Annotated in this window: 15 protein-coding genes; 9 read left to right on the top strand and 6 right to left on the bottom strand. The window is 64.8% G+C overall.

Annotated features, from left to right (window positions below):
- Window positions 1–7: 7 nt before the first annotated feature.
- Complete coding sequence (gene radA, locus CKV91_RS00990) at window positions 8–1,399, bottom strand: DNA repair protein RadA (RefSeq protein WP_021104087.1); 1,392 nt, start codon at window positions 1,397–1,399, stop codon at window positions 8–10.
- 107 nt (window positions 1,400–1,506) lie between these two features.
- On the bottom strand, window positions 1,507–2,145 hold the full coding sequence (locus CKV91_RS00985; RefSeq protein WP_021104088.1) for a VOC family protein: 639 nt from the start codon (window positions 2,143–2,145) through the stop codon (window positions 1,507–1,509).
- Window positions 2,146–2,460: 315 nt separating this feature from the next.
- Between CKV91_RS00985 and CKV91_RS00980 the strand changes: the two genes are divergently transcribed.
- From CKV91_RS00980 to CKV91_RS00940, 9 genes are all read left to right on the top strand, one after another.
- A complete protein-coding gene (locus CKV91_RS00980; RefSeq protein ID WP_051254806.1) occupies window positions 2,461–3,276 on the top strand; it encodes a sugar phosphate isomerase/epimerase family protein in 816 nt (271 codons plus the stop codon).
- A gap of 2 nt (window positions 3,277–3,278) precedes the next feature.
- Window positions 3,279–4,208 (top strand): proline dehydrogenase family protein, encoded by a 930-nt coding sequence (locus tag CKV91_RS00975; RefSeq protein WP_021104091.1) that lies wholly within the window; start codon window positions 3,279–3,281, stop codon window positions 4,206–4,208.
- A gap of 85 nt (window positions 4,209–4,293) precedes the next feature.
- Window positions 4,294–5,316 carry an aspartate-semialdehyde dehydrogenase gene (locus CKV91_RS00970; protein ID WP_065860390.1) on the top strand — a complete coding sequence of 341 codons (1,023 nt, stop codon included), beginning with the start codon at window positions 4,294–4,296 and terminating at the stop codon, window positions 5,314–5,316.
- Window positions 5,317–5,360: 44 nt separating this feature from the next.
- Window positions 5,361–6,125, top strand: coding sequence for a pyrroline-5-carboxylate reductase (proC, locus tag CKV91_RS00965; protein ID WP_065860561.1), 765 nt, complete (start codon window positions 5,361–5,363; stop codon window positions 6,123–6,125).
- Window positions 6,126–6,433: 308 nt separating this feature from the next.
- Complete coding sequence (locus CKV91_RS00960; protein WP_002550589.1) at window positions 6,434–6,535, top strand: 30S ribosomal protein bS22; 102 nt, start codon at window positions 6,434–6,436, stop codon at window positions 6,533–6,535.
- 361 nt (window positions 6,536–6,896) lie between these two features.
- A complete protein-coding gene (locus CKV91_RS00955; RefSeq protein ID WP_065860391.1) occupies window positions 6,897–8,564 on the top strand; it encodes a bifunctional uroporphyrinogen-III C-methyltransferase/uroporphyrinogen-III synthase in 1,668 nt (555 codons plus the stop codon).
- A gap of 73 nt (window positions 8,565–8,637) precedes the next feature.
- Window positions 8,638–9,318, top strand: a complete 681-nt coding sequence (locus CKV91_RS00950; RefSeq protein ID WP_065860392.1) for a histidine phosphatase family protein — start codon at window positions 8,638–8,640, stop codon at window positions 9,316–9,318.
- Window positions 9,319–9,385: 67 nt separating this feature from the next.
- Complete coding sequence (locus CKV91_RS00945; protein ID WP_021104098.1) at window positions 9,386–10,822, top strand: GerMN domain-containing protein; 1,437 nt, start codon at window positions 9,386–9,388, stop codon at window positions 10,820–10,822.
- Window positions 10,823–10,917: 95 nt separating this feature from the next.
- Window positions 10,918–12,327 (top strand): mycothione reductase, encoded by a 1,410-nt coding sequence (locus tag CKV91_RS00940; RefSeq protein ID WP_065860393.1) that lies wholly within the window; start codon window positions 10,918–10,920, stop codon window positions 12,325–12,327.
- A 169-nt stretch (window positions 12,328–12,496) separates the two neighbouring features.
- Here CKV91_RS00940 and pstB read toward each other — a convergent pair whose 3' ends face one another.
- The 4 genes from pstB to pstS all read right to left on the bottom strand — a co-directional run bounded on the left by pstB (window position 12,497) and on the right by pstS (window position 16,534).
- The gene (pstB, locus tag CKV91_RS00935; RefSeq protein ID WP_021104101.1) at window positions 12,497–13,273 is read right to left on the bottom strand and encodes a phosphate ABC transporter ATP-binding protein PstB; all 777 of its coding nucleotides are present in this window, start codon (window positions 13,271–13,273) and stop codon (window positions 12,497–12,499) included.
- 21 nt (window positions 13,274–13,294) lie between these two features.
- Window positions 13,295–14,197 carry a phosphate ABC transporter permease PstA gene (pstA, locus tag CKV91_RS00930; RefSeq protein ID WP_065860394.1) on the bottom strand — a complete coding sequence of 301 codons (903 nt, stop codon included), beginning with the start codon at window positions 14,195–14,197 and terminating at the stop codon, window positions 13,295–13,297.
- Window positions 14,194–15,147, bottom strand: coding sequence for a phosphate ABC transporter permease subunit PstC (gene pstC, locus CKV91_RS00925; RefSeq protein ID WP_036956972.1), 954 nt, complete (start codon window positions 15,145–15,147; stop codon window positions 14,194–14,196). The genes pstA and pstC overlap by 4 nt, the downstream gene beginning before the upstream one ends.
- Before the next feature lie 244 nt (window positions 15,148–15,391).
- Window positions 15,392–16,534 carry a phosphate ABC transporter substrate-binding protein PstS gene (gene pstS / locus CKV91_RS00920; protein WP_065860395.1) on the bottom strand — a complete coding sequence of 381 codons (1,143 nt, stop codon included), beginning with the start codon at window positions 16,532–16,534 and terminating at the stop codon, window positions 15,392–15,394.
- Window positions 16,535–16,583 lie beyond the last annotated feature (49 nt).

Below are 16,583 nucleotides of genomic sequence, written 5' to 3'. Positions count from 1 at the left end.
CGTCTGCTCATCGTGCACCTGCTTTCCGACGCATGTCGAGCACGCCGAGGGCCTCGGCCACCGTCGACACCTCGATGACGTGCAGTTCGTGCATCTTCGGGATCTTGGTGTGGGCCGCGCGAGAGTTGCGTGGCACGACTGCCAGCTCGAAACCCAACCGTGCAGCCTCACCGACACGTCGTTCCAGATCTGGTACACGACGCAGGTCCCCGGCCAGCCCCACCTCGCCCATGGCAATGACGCGAGTGGGGAAATTACGGTCGATCGTTGCTGAGGCAACTGCCACGGCGATGGCGAGATCAGCTGACGGATCACTGATTCGGGCACCACCCACAGTGGAGACGTAGACGTCCCGGCTGCTCAGTGGCAGCCCGGCCTTGCGCTCCAGGACGGCGAGGATCATGGCAACCCTTCCGTTGTCCACACCGTGAGTGGTGCGTCTGGGGTAACGCTCCGAGGTGGACGGGGCCACCAGTGCTTGGACCTCGGACAGCAGGGGACGGCGTCCCTCCACGGTCACCGTCACGCACGTGCCCGGCTGGGGATCGGCATTGTCGGAGGTGAACAGACCAGACGGATCGGGAACCTCGACGATGCCCGAGTCGGTCATCTCGAAGCAGCCCACTTCGTCGGAGGGGCCGTAACGGTTCTTCGTCGCGCGGACCATGCGGAACCCGGAATGTCGATCCCCCTCGAAGTTCAGGACGACGTCCACCAGGTGCTCCATGGTGCGCGGTCCGGCGATGGAGCCGTCCTTGGTGACGTGTCCGACGATGACGACCGCCATACCGCGTTGCTTCGCGGTGCGCACCAACGCTCCAGTGACCTCGCGCACCTGCGAGACCCCGCCGGGGGAGCCATCCGCCTCGGTCGTGCCGATCGTCTGCACCGAGTCCACCACCAGCAGGCTCGGTGAGGTCTGTTCGATGTGGCCCAGCACGGTTCCCAGGTCCGTCTCGGAGGCAAGGTACAACTCGTCGGACAGGGAATTGGTACGCCCGGCACGCAGCCTCACCTGCGCAGCGGACTCCTCCCCGGTGACGTATAGGGTACGTCTTCCGGTCTCGGCCCACTTCGCTGCAACGTCCAGCAGCAGGGTCGACTTGCCCACTCCCGGCTCACCAGCCAGCAGGATGACGACTCCCGGTACCAAGCCACCGCCCAGTACGCGATCCAACTCGGTGATTCCGGTGAGATGACGATCCGCCGCCTCCTCACCCACCTGCCCGATCGGTACCGCTGCCGAGATAGGGGCCTGGCTGCTGACGTTCTCAAGCTTCGGCGTACCGCGTTCGACGACCGAACCCCAGGTCTGGCACTCGCCACATCGGCCGACCCACTTGTTCGTCGTCCACCCGCACTCGGTGCAGATCCACCGGTCGGCATTCTTCTTGGCCACGCCGCCTCCTCACGTCCATTTCTCGGGCCATCACCAGTGTGGACCAAGGGTGAGACATTTTTTCGAGGGGTTCGGCAGGCAGTGAGGTCACATGCGCACCACGTGGATCAGATGCGCACCAGGCCACGGCCGGGAACGTCGAAGGTCACACTGCTGATACCAGGATGACCGTTGGGACTGGAGAAGTTGAACTCAATGCCCTCGACCTCGCCGGGAATCGGCTCATCGAGCCATTCCTCGACTCGCTTGCGAGACCCGCTGATCTCGATCGTCCGCATCGAGATGGTGCCCGACAAGGCGCTGGGCAGCAGCTCCGGACTGGAGTCCCACTGAAGGAAGTAGGGAAGCTGGGGGTCGGTCATGATCCCGCGCACGCCGAGCTGGTGCCACTCGAGGTAGCGTCCATCGGGGAAATGACGTGCTCCTGGGGCGGACTTGCGTCCCAGTCGTTCCTCGAAGGGGGTCAGGTCCGGCACCGACACCACCCATCCGAGCCAGCCACCGCCCTGTTCGCTGCGGGCGCGCACGGCCTGGCCGAAGACGGCCTTCTCGGCAGCGGGATGGTCCAGAACCTCGACGATCTCGACGTACCGTGGCCCAGCCAGTGGCAGGATCCGGTTGCGGGTGCCGAATCGGGGATGGATACCGCCGTTGATGAACGAGGTGCCCAGTTTCTCTCCCATTCGGGCAGCCTCGACCTCGAGGCCTTCTGGTCCGGCTGCAAACATGAGGTGGTCGACGTGCATGCCCTTATTGTGGACTGTTGACACGTGCAGATGAAATCCGGGGTTGCGCCCGAGACATCGTGTGGTTCTGGCATAATGGACAGTTACGTGCCAGATGCCGTGGGTGTCACGGTTGCGTCAGGCGGCATGACAGCACCACCCCCGGCGCTGGGGCACCTCGCGACCCCGGGAACACCCCTGAACCTCGGAAGCACCTGCGAGTGCCCCGAAAGCACTACGAGTACTGGGGGTGACGGGGTGTCCCGCGGTAAGTTTGGGGCCGTGGCAGTCCATGAAGAGCGCCAGAGCCCGCGAGTGACCATGTCAACCCCGCGAGTGACCCTGTCGACGACGTCGGTGTACCCCGAATCCACCGTTCAGGGCATCGCATGTGCCGCCGATCTGGGATTTGACGGTATCGAACTCATGGTGGGCATTGACGGAATCTCCGCCGACATCGACCGGGTCGAGGAGGCCGCCCGGGCCAATGACATCACCGTCACCTCGGTGCACGCTCCATGCCTGCTCGTCACCCCCACGGTGTGGGGAGGGCAGCCCTGGCCCCGGCTGGAGAAGGCATGTGAGGCAGCCCGTCGGTTCGGGGCACGGACCGTCGTCGTGCATCCGCCGTTTCGCTGGCAACGTGACTACGCCGCAGGGTTCGAGGAGGGCGTCGCCCGTCTGGAGGCCGATCCACGCAACGTCGCGGCGGGAGTGCGCATCGCCGTGGAGAACATGTACCCGTGGCGCACCCCGGTCGGCCGATTCCTCGCCTACGCACCCGACTGGGACCCCAGCGAGAGGTCCTACTCGCACCTCACCCTGGATCTCTCCCATGCAGCGACGGCGCAGTGCAGTGCACTCGACCTCGTGCAGCGGTGGGGGGAGCGCCTCACCCACATCCATCTGACGGACGGCTCCGGCTCGTTCCGGGACGAACACCTGATGCCCGGTCAGGGTGGGCAGCATGCCTGGCAGGTGGTGCGTGAAGCCGTCCAGGGCGGTTTTCGCGGGGATGTCGTCCTGGAGGTCAACACCCGACGACTCTCCGGTCCCCGCGAACGTCGCGTCGCCCTGTCGCGAAGCCTGGTCGAGACTCGGCAGGCCATTGCCGACGCCCTTGCCTGCACCACGCGAACTGATGGGGACTGACGATGTCACCGATCCGTTCCCGGGAACGCTTCTTCGACCTGCTCACCACCAGCGCCGTGTCGACGTGGGTGTCGTCCACCACACCGGTACGAGAACTGGCGCGCGGCTACATTGCCGGAGACAACCTCGGTGTGGCGATGGAGGTGGCTGCCGATCAGGTGTTCAAGGGGCTCAACTTCTCCGTGCGATTCCTGGCCGACCGTGCCACCGATCGCCACCAAGCTGCGGCATGCACTGCCGAGGCCCTGGCCGCCATCAACGCCATCCGGGCTCGTCCAGAGCTCACTGGCACCGCCGAACTCTCCCTGGCCCTCACCGGCCTGGGGCTCGACGTCGACCCCGTCCTGGCTCACGACAACGCTGTCACCGTCATCGGCGCTGCCCAGGAGGCTGGCATCCTCGTCACCATCGACGACGAGGGGCCTGGCGATCATGATGCGACCATGCAGGTGCAGCGTCGGTTGCTCAAGGAGTACCCCGACACCGGGGTCGTCGTGCAGGCCGCTCGACACGACAGCCTCGACCAGCTCGATGAACTCATCACTGCTGGTCGACGGATCCGGCTGTGCAAGGGGTCGTACACCGGTCCACCGTCGGTGACACTCATCCGTCCCCACGACATCGACCTGCGCATGGCGTCCTGCCTGCGCACCCTTCTCACCAGCCCGGCGCGGCCCCTCATCGCCACTCACGACCCGGTCTTCGTGGCGATCACCGAACGTATGATGAGCAGCTTGGGACGCACCGACGTCGAGTTCCAGATGCTCCACGGCATCCGCCCCCTCGAGCAGCGTCGTCTGGTGGATGTCGGCAGACGGATGCGCGTCTACCTGCCCTACGGCACGAACTGGTACGAATACGGCATTCGTCGCCTGGTGGAACGGCCGGCAAACCTGTGGCTGCTGTCGCGCTCCGTCGTCCGGCATCGGTGAGCGGTGGTACTGGTGGGACGTCCGGGGAGCTGATCGACATCCGGGACGTGCTGGTTCCTCGCTGATGCGCATCTAGGATGTGACCATGCGTCTTGGAGTGTTCGGAGCCACAGGTCAGGTCGGCAGGGTCATGCGAACCCTGCTCGAACAGCGAAACTTCCCGGCTGACGAGGTGCGATTCTTCGCCTCGTCCCGCTCGGCCGGCACCACCCTGCCGTGGGCCGGTGGTGAGGTGGTCGTCGAGGACACCGCCACCGCCGATTTCTCCGGTCTGGACATCGCCCTGTTCTCCGCCGGTGGGGCCGCCTCCAAACAGTTCGCCCCCCAGGTGGCCGCTGCCGGAGCCGTCGTCATCGACAACTCCTCGGCCTGGCGCAAGGACCCACAGGTGCCCTTGGTCGTCAGCGAGGTCAACCCGGAAGACGTCAACGAGCGTCCCAAGGGCATCATCGCCAACCCCAACTGCACGACGATGGCTGCCATGCCCGTCCTCAAGCCCCTGCACGACGAGGCCGGTCTGCGACGTCTGGTCGTGGCCACCTATCAGGCGGTTTCCGGTTCCGGTCTCGCAGGGGTGCGCACCTTGACCGACCAGACCCAGGCCACCCGTGATCCTGCCGAGCTGGCCTTGGACGGTGCCGCCTATCAGCCCACCGATCTTGGCCCCTACGTCGCCCCCATCGCCTACAACGCCGTTCCGATCGCCGGGAACCTCGTCGACGACGGCACCGGCGAGACCGACGAGGAACAGAAGTTGCGCAACGAGTCGCGCAAGATCCTTCACATCCCAGATCTGTTGGTGGCTGGCACCTGTGTGCGCATCCCGGTGTTCAGTGGCCACGGGCTGGTGGTGCATGCCGAGTTCGCCGACGAGATCACCCCGCAGCGTGCCACCGAGCTGCTGCGCGCGGCCCCCGGCGTCGAAGTGGTTGACGTTCCCGACCCCCGTTCGGCTGCTGGTACCGATCCCAGCCTGGTGGGTCGGATTCGTGCCGACCAGTCGGCTCCCGAAGGTCACGGGCTCGTCCTCTTCTGCACTGCCGACAATCTGCGCAAGGGGGCAGCCCTCAATGCCGTCCAACTTGCCGAACTGGTGGTTGCCCAGTGAGCGAGTCGTCCGGCGTCACACTCGCCGTCCTGGGGTGTGGCACGATGGCCTCCGCCATTCTCGCCGGCCTGCTGGATGCCGACGTCGTGCGCCCCGACGAGGTTGTCGCCACTGCTGCCAGCCAGGCCAGTCGCGAGCGGATCCGCAGTCAACTCGGGGTGCGGGTCTGTGACGACAATGCCGCGGCGTGTGCCGGGGCGAAGGTCGTGCTGCTCGGGGTGAAGCCTCATCTGGCCCTGCCCGTGTTGCGCGAGGCGCGGCTGGGTCCCGACCCCGTCCTCGTCTCCATCGCCGCTGGAGTGCCGACCATTGCCCTGCACCAGGCCCGCCAAGCAGGCCCGGTCGTTCGGGTCATGCCCAACACCCCAGCATCGGTGGGCCGGGGAGTGTTCATCGTCTCCCCGGCACGAGGAGCCGAGCAGGCGGCTGACGAGGTTGCCGCGACACTCGAGCGGGTGGGGGACGTCGTCCAGGTTCCCGAGCACCTCCATGATGCTGCCACGGCCGTCTCCGGTTCTGGCCCGGCCTACATCTTCCTGGTGGCCGAGGCCATGATGGATGCTGCCGTCGGACTGGGCGTGCCACGTGCCCAGGCCAGTGAGCTCGTCATCGGCACCCTGTCCGGGTCCGCAGAGCTGCTGCGGCAGGGGCAACACCCTGCTGCGCTGCGCAACCAGGTCACCTCACCAGGGGGTACGACGGCGGCCGCCCTGGATGAGCTGGAAGCCCATGGCTTGCGTACCGCATTCTTCCGAGCCATGCAGGCCTGCTGTGACAAGGCCAGGAGCATGGGCGACCGCTTCGAATGACGGATTGACGGGGTACGGGGCAGCCGGGCGCATGTGGCGTTTTCCCAGGAAAAGGCAGTGGTGCCTGTGCGGCGAAAATTTCAGCGCAGCGTCGCGGGCGTTTCCTCAGGGGAAATCAGTGGTGGCTTTGGCCGCGTGCCCGTGCCGACAGCTTGGAGACTGATCCGGTTTGCCGTACAATTGGCGATTGTCTGCTCGAGGAATCGTTGCTGCGGCACTGAATCGAGCAATCACGCCTTGTCACGCCAGCTGTCTGTCACGGTTGCGTGACGTGCCAGCGGCTACTGCCATGTCGAGAGAGGTCAACAGTGGGTTCCGTCATCAAGAAGCGTCGCAAGCGTATGGCCAAGAAGAAGCATCGCAAGCTTCTCAAGAAGACGCGCATCCAGCGTCGTCGCGCTGGCAAGTGATGCTGATGGCGGCTGGATGAGTCAGTCTGGACGGTGATCCAGAGGGCTCATCCCGGGCCGTCACACACAAAACACAACCCCTCGAGTCGTCATAGCCTCACCAAGCCACTCCCTGCATGGGAAACTTGGTGGGCGGATTCGAGGGGATGTTGTTGTACGCTCACGCAACCTGCGTGAGGCTGTACCCGCGCCAGCTCACGTGAGTCTTTGTGCGCTTGGGCGTGGGCTGAGAAGGGCGTATGCGCTACAAGTGGCTCTCGACGCGCCTGGCGAATATGCTCAGCACGACAGGCCCGGCGGGCTCAAATACTATCACCCTCGTTGATCAGTCCTTGACGAGGGGTCGACGAAGGGACATCACATGAGCGAGACGACCTCGGTGATCGACGCGTCTTCCGGGGCGGAAAGTCGTCCGACGGCCACGTCTCAGCCGCGCGTCCAGTTCGTCGGAACTGGTCCGGGAGACCCGTCCCTGTTGACCATCGCAGCAGTGCGGGCCATCAACGCTGCGCAGGTCATCGTGCTCACCTGCCCGGCACATCGTGATCTGGTGGAGTCCGACGTCCTCGCCCTGCACGACGAGGTGCGTATCGTCCCCGCCGGGATCAGTGCGGAGGAGTTCGACGAGCAGGCCGAAGCAGATCTCACCGCTGAGCTCGTCGATTCCGCCCGGCGCGGCCTGGACGTCGTGCGTCTGGTGAGCGGAGACCCCTTCCTCGACGGGGACGTTGCCGCGGAGGCAGCTGCCCTGGCCAAGGCCGACATCGACGTCGACGTCATGCCGGGCATCTCCCCGCTCACCTCGGTGCCCGAGTACGCCGGTGTCACCCTGCACGGCCATGACGTTCAGCTCATCGGGCCCACCGCTGCCAAACGAGACTTTCAGGAGGAGGGCCATCCCTGGGCACGACGCGGCCTCATCGTCGCCCGTGTCACTGCTGGACAAGTCCCGCTGCTCGTTGACCATGCCATCGAGTCCGGGCGGGACCAGGATGAGTCGGCTGTGCTCACTCGCCACGGTGCCACCACCGAGCAGGTCTCCACGACGACCACCTTGGCTGCCCTTCCCAAGGTGCTTCCGGCCAGTCGGGTGGAGTCCGATGAGATGGTGCACGTCGTCATCGGACGAGTGGCAGAGGGGCCGTCACGTGAGGAGTTGGACTGGTACGAGTCCAAGCCACTGTTCGGCTGGTCGGTGCTCATCCCACGTACCCGCGACCACTCGGCGATCCTGCCCTCCCGGCTGCAGGCCTACGGGGCCCACTCCTTCGACGTGCCGACGATCTCGATGGAACCGCCGCGTACCCCGCAGCAGATGGACAAGGCCATTCGCGGACTGGTCGAGGGACGTTACGAGTGGGTCGTGTTCACCTCGGCGAATGCGGTGCGGGCAGTCACCGAGAAGCTTGACGCCATCGGGCTGGACGCGCGAGCCTACTCGGGGTTGCGCATCGCCGCGATCTTCGACTCCACGGTGGATGCCTTGACCAAGCAGGGAGTGCGTCCCGACCTCATCCCCACGGGGGAACAGTCCACGGCCGCCCTGGCCGACGTCTTCCCAGCCTTCGACGACGTTCTGGACCCCATCAACCGGGTCTTCGTGCCGCGCGCCGACATCGCCACCGAATCACTGTCGGCCCAGCTGTCCGACCTGGGTTGGGAGGTCGAGGACATCATCGGCTATCGCACCGTGCGAGCTGCCCCACCACCAGCCGAGACACGTGATGCCATCAAGACCGGCAAATTCGACGCCGTGGCCTTCACCTCCTCGACCACGGTGCGCAACCTCGTCGGTATTGCTGGCAAACCCCACAAGTACACCGTGGTGGCTGCCATTGGGGCGCGTACTGCCGAGACCTGTGAGGAGCACGGGCTGCACGTCGACGTCGTCGCCTCCGAGCCCACCCTGCCTGCCCTGGCCGACGCGCTGGCCGACTTCGCCGCCCACCGACGGGACGACCTCATCGCCAAGGGATCACCGGTGGTTCGCCCCTCCCAGCGTCGTCGACGTGGCAGGCGTAGTCGCTGAGCAGGTTCGGGGTTTCGGTTCATCTGCAAAGATGGTTGGGGAGTGCGCCCGCGTGAGCAAGGAGAGAGCGACGATGAACCAGACCACGACCGTCCACGTCCTGCGTCACGGTGAGGTGGACAACCCCACCGGAGTCCTGTACGGCAGGATCCCCGACTTCCATCTCACGGCCCTGGGGCGCCGGATGGCGGCTCGGGCTGCGGAGTACTTCGCCGAACGGCCACTTGCGTTGCTCGTCAGCTCGCCGATGGAGCGTGCCCAGGAGACGATCGCACCGATCGCCAGTCTGCACCCCGAGCTGAAGGTCCACCTGGACGATGACGTCACCGAGGCGGCCAACGCCTTCGAGGGGCAGAGCTTCGGCCCCGGTCACCATCCGCTGCGCGATCCGCACAACTGGAAACTCCTCGTCAACCCGGTCCGACCCAGCTGGGGGGAACCCTATGTCGACATCGCCGAACGCATGACCCGAGCCATCCTACATGCGGCTGAGGAAGTCGGTCCGGCAGGTGAGGCACTCATCGTCTCCCACCAGCTGCCCATCTGGATCGCCCGATGTGCCGCCGAAGGACGCAGGCTGCCCCATGATCCGCGGTCTCGACAGTGCACACTTGCCTCGGTGACGAGTTTCGGGGTCCTTGACGGACGCATCGTGCGCGTCGACTACGCAGAACCTGCCATTGACCTGGTGCCCAGGAAGGCTCGCAAGGCCAACATCTCTGCTGGCACTGGTGGTCAGGCAGATCGCTCATGAATGACGCACGCTGCTCCCCCGAAGGTCATGCGCACCTCGGCGATGATGCCTGTGGGGAACGGTGCCGATGACCAGTGACGAGCACCGCGACCGGGGATGGTGGCTGAAATCTGCCTACCATGACCAGTGGGATGATCTGGTACGGCTGGCCTTTCTGCTCTGCGGTCGTTGGGAGGACGCGGAACGGGCCGTCACCGATGCCTTTGTCGAGGTGTATCGGATCAATCCCCGGTTTCGTACCGATGACCTCGTTGCCGATTACCTGCGCACCACCGTCGTCAACCAGTTGCGTCGTCGGCAGGGACGCGCCGGGTTGCACGTCGAGGGGCGACAGGGATTGCCGAGTCCACTGGATAGGCTCTCCCAGCTTTCACGCATCGAGCAGGAAGTCCTCGTCATGCTGCTGTGGGCCGACCTGGACGAGGATGAGACCGCACACGTCCTCGGGCTACGCCAGGGATCGGTGGAGAACCTACGTGACAAGGCCATACACACCTTGGGGCGGCAATTTCGAACAGAGGACGGCGCAGCCCATGTCGAATCCTGGCTGCGCGTCGCACTGGAGGAGGCAGCCTCGCAACAGGCACCGAGTGACCAACTGGAGACCATCGACGAGAGAATCCGGCAGGTGTCACAACGTGGCCGTGGCCCCAGCCGACGAGCGGTCGTCGGCAGTGCCCTGGCAGCTCTGGGGGTCGGTGTCGCGGCTCCAGTCGTGTGGGGACGCATGCACGCCCCGCGCCGCTCCGCTCCGGCCCCAGGGGCCGATGAGACGATGATTCCGGACCCATCCGACGAGAAGTCGATGTCGACCCTGCAGAAGGACGTGCCGGTTCTCTACCTCGGACGCTCGGACGGGCTGCTGTACCGCGAGATGCGTGATCTGCCGACTGCCAGCGACAAGCTCGGCACGGCAGTGACAGCAGTCATCAATGCCGCCCCGCTCGACTCGGACTACACCTCGGCGTGGATGGGTGGGCAGCTCAACAAGGCTGTCGTCCACGGTGACGTCATCGTCCTGGACGTCTCGGGAGCTGCCTGGGATGCCATCCGTTCCCGGGAGAAGCTCACCGCAGCCATTCGCCAACTCGTCTACACGGCCACCGCTGTCGTCGGGGATCGCAATGGTCAGAAATCAGTGCAGTTGCTGCGTGATGGCTCTCCCTCTCTGCCCTTCATCGGCGTCCCACAGGCCAATTTCATCGAGGAGGGTACCGATCGGTGTGGACCGGTCTGGATCGATCGTCCCCAGTCCGGGCAGACCCTGGCGGCAACCAGACTCACGATCGAGGGCCAGGTGCAACGCAAGGTGCGCGCCATCAGCTACCGGATCAACCTCGCTGGCAAGGGTGATCTCATCTCTCGCGGTGTCATCACGCCCGGTCAACCCGACCATCGGGGGTGGCGACGATGGTCGGTCTCGGCCCCGGTGAGGCCTGGAGACGTCCTCATCACGATTGACGCCGATGGCACCAAGGCGCTCAAACTCGTCACCGTGTCCTGACCCAGTGCCTCGGCACCGTACCTTGGAACGACACGCACCTGGCTGCTGAGCGGGAAGTCCTCGACCATGTCACCCGCGCGTGCGAGACTTGGAACATGGAGCACTTCGACATCGCGATCATCGGAAGCGGATCTGGCAACACCATTCCGGGAGACGAGTTCGCAGACCGGAGGATCGCCCTCATCGATTCCGGTACCTTCGGCGGCACCTGCCTCAACACGGGATGCATCCCGTCCAAGATGTATGTGGTTCCGGCGGAGTTCGCCTCCAGCACGGACCAGGCACACCGGCTTGGCGTGGATCTGGAGTTCACCGGTGCCGACTGGCGCTCCATCCGCGACCGCATCTTTGGTCGCATCGACCCGATCTCGGTGTCCGGCCGGCAGCGGCGTCGTGAGCAGCCCAATCTCACCTTTCTCGACGCCGAGGCCAGTTTCGTCGATGAGCGCACCCTGCAGGTGGGGAACACGACGATCTCTGCCGATCAGATCGTCCTGGCAGCTGGATCGCGCCCCCGGATGCCGTACGTGCCTGGCATAGACAATCCGCGGTGGGCCGAACGCATCGTCACCTCCGACCAAGTGATGCGGGTGTCCGAGCAGCCGCAACGTCTCATCATCCTGGGGGCTGGGTTCATCGCTGCAGAATTCGCCCACGTCTTCTCGGCCCTGGGGACCAAGGTGACGATCATCAATCGCTCCGGTCTCATGCTGCGCAAGGAGGACACCGAGATCTCCGAGCGTTTCACCCGTGAGTTCGCCAAGGTGGCGTCGCTACGGATGAGTGAGCAGGTCACGGCCATCGACGTCGATGCGGGTGATCATCTCGTCGTCCAGACCGTTGACGAGAACGGCGTGTCGTACGACTACCCGGCCGACCTCGTCCTCAACGCCACCGGGCGCATCCCCAACACGGATCGGCTCAATGTGACGGCCGCAGGCGTGGAGGTGGACGACGATGGCTTCGTCATCGCCGACGAGCACCAGCGCACCAGTGTGCCGCACATCTGGGCCCTGGGTGATGTCTGCTCCCACTGGAGACTCAAACACGTCGCCAATGCCCAGGCCCGTGTCGTGGCACACAACCTGCTTCACCCCGAGGATCTCGTGAGTTCCGACGAACGATTCGTCCCGCACGCCGTGTTCAGCAATCCGCAGGTGGCCTCGGTGGGTGTCACCGAGCGTCAGCTGCGCCAGGACGGTGTGGACCACGTGTCCTTCGTCCAGGAGTATTCCGACGTCGCCTATGGCTGGGCCCTGGAGGACCAGGGGCACTGCGTCAAACTGCTCGGTGAGCCAGGTACCGGACGCATCCTCGGTGCGCACGTCATCGGCCCCCAGGCGTCGATCCTGCTGCAGTCGTTCATCACCATGATGAGTCTCGGTATTGGGGCACGACAGATGGCTCGCGGTCAGTACTGGATCCATCCGGCGCTCACCGAGGTCGTGGAGAATGCGTTGCTGGGACTGGCCGAGCGCGCCGAGCAGGCAGGTGGCGCGAACTGACGCGTGCTGCTGGTCGCAAGGTTCTGTCCATGGCGTTGACAGGGGGCCACGGCGTGGACAGGGCGTGGTGGAGCGCTCAGACACTTCGAGCCGTCACCCTGTGGTGGCGACCGAGGGGTGACGGCTCGAGGTGACGTGGCCTGAGTTGGCCGAGAGGAATCCGCGCCAATCAGCCGAAGCGACCCGAGATGTAGTCCTCGGTGGCCTTCTCCGACGGGTTGGAGAAGATCTTGTCGGTGTTGTCGATCTCGACCAAGTGGCCAGGCTCACCTTGGGCGCGCAGGTTGAAGAACGCGGTCTGGTCGGAGACGCGGGCTGCCTGCTGCATGTTGTGGGTGACGATGACCACGGTGAACCGCTCCTTGAGCTCACCGACGAGGTCCTCGATGGCGAGGGTGGAGATGGGGTCGAGCGCGGAGCAGGGCTCATCCATGAGGAGCACCTCGGGCTCAACGGCAATGGCACGGGCGATGCACAGACGCTGCTGCTGGCCGCCGGACAGCGACGCGCCGGAGCGGTCCAGGCGGTCCTTCACCTCGTCCCACAGGTTCGATCCGCGCAGGGCACGCTCAGCGGTCTCGTCGAGGAGTTTCTTGTCCTTGACGCCGTTGAGCTTCAGCCCGGCCACGACATTGTCACGAATGGACATGGCGGGGAACGGGTTGGCTCGCTGGAACACCATGCCGATGTTGCGACGTACCGCCACCGGGTCGACTCCCTTGCCATACAGGTCGACACCGTCCAGCAGCACCTGGCCGGTGCAGTGGGCGCCGGCAATGACCTCGTGCATACGGTTGAGGGTGCGCAGCACGGTGGACTTGCCACAGCCCGACGGGCCGATGAAGGCGGTGACGGTTCGCGGTTCGACGGTGAAGTTCACCGATTCCACGGCGTGGAAGTCACCGTAGTAGATGTTGAGGTCCTTGGCCTCGATGCGCTTTGCCATTGATGTTCAGCTCGCTTTCTGTCACTTGCCCATCCGGCGCAGGTACCGGCGAGAGACGGCTCGGGCGATGAGGTTCAGCCCCATCACCAGAATGATGAGGGTGACGGCGGCACCCCACACGCTGGGGGTGTTGACGCCGCCACGGGTGTAGGCGTCGGTGATGATCGTCGGGATCGTGGCGAAGTTCGGTGATCCGGGCCCGTCCGCAAAGGTGGTGTTGTACTGCACCAACACCATGAGCGGGGCAGTCTCACCGAGCACCCGGGCCAGGCCAAGCACGATACCGGTGAGCACACCGGAGATCGAGGTCGGCAGCACCACGCTGAAGATCGTGCGCCACTTGGAGACACCGAGCGCGTAGGACGCCTCACGAAGGGAGTCCGGTACCAGCTTGAGCATCTCCTCGGTGGAGCGCAGCACGGTGGGAACCATGAGGATCACCAGGGCGAGGGATGCCGCCCATGCCGACTGCGTGCCGTGGAATGTCGAGACGATCACGGCGTAGATGAACAGGGCCGCGACGATCGAGGGAACACCGGTGAGCACGTCGACCGCGAAGCTGATGACGCGGGCGAGTGTGGTGCCACGGGCGTACTCCACCAGGAAGATGGCGGTGAGCAGGGCGATGGGGATCGAGATCACCGAGGTGATGAGACCGATGACCAAGGTGCCGACGATGGCATGCAGGGCACCCTGCTTGGCCACGTCGAGGCTTGGGTCCATGGTGTTGGCCCACCATGAGGCGTGCAGGATCGGTCCGAGACCGCGATGCAGGGCTGAGGCGAGTAGCCATGCCAGGGGCACGATGGCCAAGGCAGTGGCGAGGATCATGAATCCGGAGACGACACCGTTCTTGGTGGTGCGTGATCCCGAGGGACGGGAGAGGTCCAGGGGCTCCTCCACCTGGGGGGCTTGGGTGCTCACTTCTTCACTCCTCTCTCAGCGATGATCCGTGCAGCGGCGTTGACGATGAAGGTGATGACGAACAACGCCAGGGCTGCAGAGATGAGGGCGCCCAGGGCCATCGGGTCGTTGGTCGCCTCGGCGAAGTCACGTGCGATCTTCGAGGCAAAGGTCTCGCCACCGGTGAAGATCGACGGGTTGAGGCCCTGACTCAGTTCCATCGGACTGATGGTCTGCAGGATCAACGTCACGGCCAAGGTCTCGCCCAGTGCGCGTCCCAGGCCAAGCATGGAGCCGGAGATGATGCCCGACTTGGAATGGGGCAGTACGGCGAGCTTGATGACCTCCCAGCGGGTGGAGCCCAGGGCGAGGGCGGCCTCGATCTGGTCGCGTGGGGTCTGGCTCATGACGTCCCGGCTCACGGCGGTGATGATCGGCAGGATCATGATTGCGAGCACCTGGGAGGCGAGGAAGACGGTACCGCTCGGATTCTCCCAGCCGGCGACCGGTTTCCAGATGGGGATCCACCCCAGGATCGCTTGGTTGATCTTCATGAGCCAGTTCTCGATTGCCGAGGACCCCAGGACGATCCCGCCCCACAGGCCGTACACGATGGACGGTACGGCAGCCAGCAGGTCGACGAGGAATGCCACCGGCCCGGCGAGTTTCTTGGTGGCCATCTGGGTGATGAACAGGGCGATGCCCACGGCGAGGGGAACGGCCAGCAGCAGGGCCAGGAGGGAGGAGATGAGCGTCGTCCACAGCAGGGCGGCGATACCGAACTCCTGCGGGGACTCGCCCGTTGCCCATTTGCGGCTGGTGAAGAAGTTTTCCGAGTTGTCCGACAAGGCGGGAACTGCATGCCAGACGAGGAACGCCAGAATGACCAGGACCAGAATGGCCAGCAGGACGGCAATCGTCGACGACACTCCGGAGAAGATGCGGTCGCCCACCCGGGAGACGGGTTTCATCTTCGATGCTGCGCTGGTGGCAGCAGGGGCATGGGCAGAACCATTGTCGCTGACACGCGAAGGACGCTCACCTGGCGTGGCGTCGTTGTGAGTGGCAGGGGGAACCATGTGTTTCCTTCAGTTCAGCATGAACGGGAGGACGAACCCTGATCGATTCGCCCTCCCGCAACTGGGGGTCATCACGTCACGACAGTGACGACTTGCAATGTGGGTCGCGTTGCACCAAGGCTTGACGACCTGGAAGTCAGGAGATGGCCTGGGCGGAGTCCAGAGCCTTCTTGGAGACGTCGGTGGGCAGTGGGGCGTAGCCCAGATCCTGGATCTTCTTCTGCTCGTCCTGGGAGGCGTAGAAGGAGAGGAAGTCCTTGAGGACGTCGGCGTTCTTGTTGCCAGCGGAGCAGGCGATCTCGTAGGTCACCAGAACAGCGGGGTACACGTCCTTGGGCGTGTTCTTGTACTGCATCTCGAGCTGGAGGTCGTTGCCCTCGCCGGCGGTCTTGGCGGCCGAGACGGCCTTGCCAGCACTCTCACCGGTGAGCTCGACCGGGCCGTTGCCATTGTCGATGGCAGCCATGTTGAGGTTGTTCTTGGTGGCGTAGCTCCACTCGGTGTAGGAGATGGAGTTCTTGTTGTCCTTGACGGCCTGGGTCACGCCAGCGGACTTGTCAGCGCCCTTGCCGGTGCCCTTCCACTCCTTGGAGTGCTTCGCGGTCCAGACGTCACCGGCAGCCTTGTTGAGGAACTTGGTGAAGTTGTCGGTGGTGCCCGACTTGTCGGCGCGGTAGTACACGGAGATGTTCTCCGAGGGGAGCTTGGCATCGGGGTTGTCGGCCTTGATGGCGTCGTCGTCCCACGTCTTGATCTGGCCGGCGAAGATCTTGGCCAGGGTCTCGGTCTTGAGGTTCAGCTTGCTGACGCCGTCGACGTTGTAGACGACGGCAATGGGGCCAGCAGCGAGAGGCAGGTGCCAAGCGTCGGTACCGCAGGTGGTCTTGGCCTTGTCAACCTCGCCCTTGTCGGGGTTGAGAGCGGAGTCGGAACCAGCGAAGTCCACCTGCTTGCCGATGAAGGACTCAATGCCGGCACCCGAACCTGACGGGGTGTAGTTGATCTTGGTCTTGGGACAGGCAGCTGCGTAGTCCTGGATCACCTGGTTGATGGCGTTGGCCTGGGCCGAGGAGCCGGCTCCGTTGAGGGTTCCTGCGGGGCAGGCCGGCTTGAAGGAGGCCGGGTCGACAGTGCTCTTGGACTCAGCGGAGGTGGCGCTCGTCGCGGCCTTGGAGCTGGTGTCGCTCGAGGAGTTGTCATCCTTGTTGCTGCCACAGCCGGTGAGGACAACGGCGCTAGACAGGGCGAGGACGGTGAGCTTAGCAAGACGGTTCGTCACTGGAATTCCTTGGATGCTAGGGGGAACAGGATTTCCGCGTCGAGGTCGA

This window comes from Cutibacterium granulosum, from assembly GCF_900186975.1.
Classification (GTDB): domain Bacteria; phylum Actinomycetota; class Actinomycetes; order Propionibacteriales; family Propionibacteriaceae; genus Cutibacterium; species Cutibacterium granulosum.
This window is presented reverse-complemented; position numbering and strand designations above follow the sequence as displayed.

Coding starts and splice junctions, on each gene's coding strand:
- CKV91_RS00985 (WP_021104088.1), bottom strand. CDS start 2,145: ATGCACGTCGACCACCTCATGTTTGCAGCCGGACCAGAAGGCCTCGAG.
- CKV91_RS00975 (WP_021104091.1), top strand. CDS start 3,279: ATGTCACCGATCCGTTCCCGGGAACGCTTCTTCGACCTGCTCACCACC.
- CKV91_RS00970 (WP_065860390.1), top strand. CDS start 4,294: ATGCGTCTTGGAGTGTTCGGAGCCACAGGTCAGGTCGGCAGGGTCATG.
- proC (WP_065860561.1), top strand. CDS start 5,361: ATGGCCTCCGCCATTCTCGCCGGCCTGCTGGATGCCGACGTCGTGCGC.
- CKV91_RS00955 (WP_065860391.1), top strand. CDS start 6,897: ATGAGCGAGACGACCTCGGTGATCGACGCGTCTTCCGGGGCGGAAAGT.
- CKV91_RS00950 (WP_065860392.1), top strand. CDS start 8,638: ATGAACCAGACCACGACCGTCCACGTCCTGCGTCACGGTGAGGTGGAC.
- CKV91_RS00945 (WP_021104098.1), top strand. CDS start 9,386: ATGACCAGTGACGAGCACCGCGACCGGGGATGGTGGCTGAAATCTGCC.
- CKV91_RS00940 (WP_065860393.1), top strand. CDS start 10,918: ATGGAGCACTTCGACATCGCGATCATCGGAAGCGGATCTGGCAACACC.
- pstB (WP_021104101.1), bottom strand. CDS start 13,273: ATGGCAAAGCGCATCGAGGCCAAGGACCTCAACATCTACTACGGTGAC.
- pstC (WP_036956972.1), bottom strand. CDS start 15,147: ATGAAACCCGTCTCCCGGGTGGGCGACCGCATCTTCTCCGGAGTGTCG.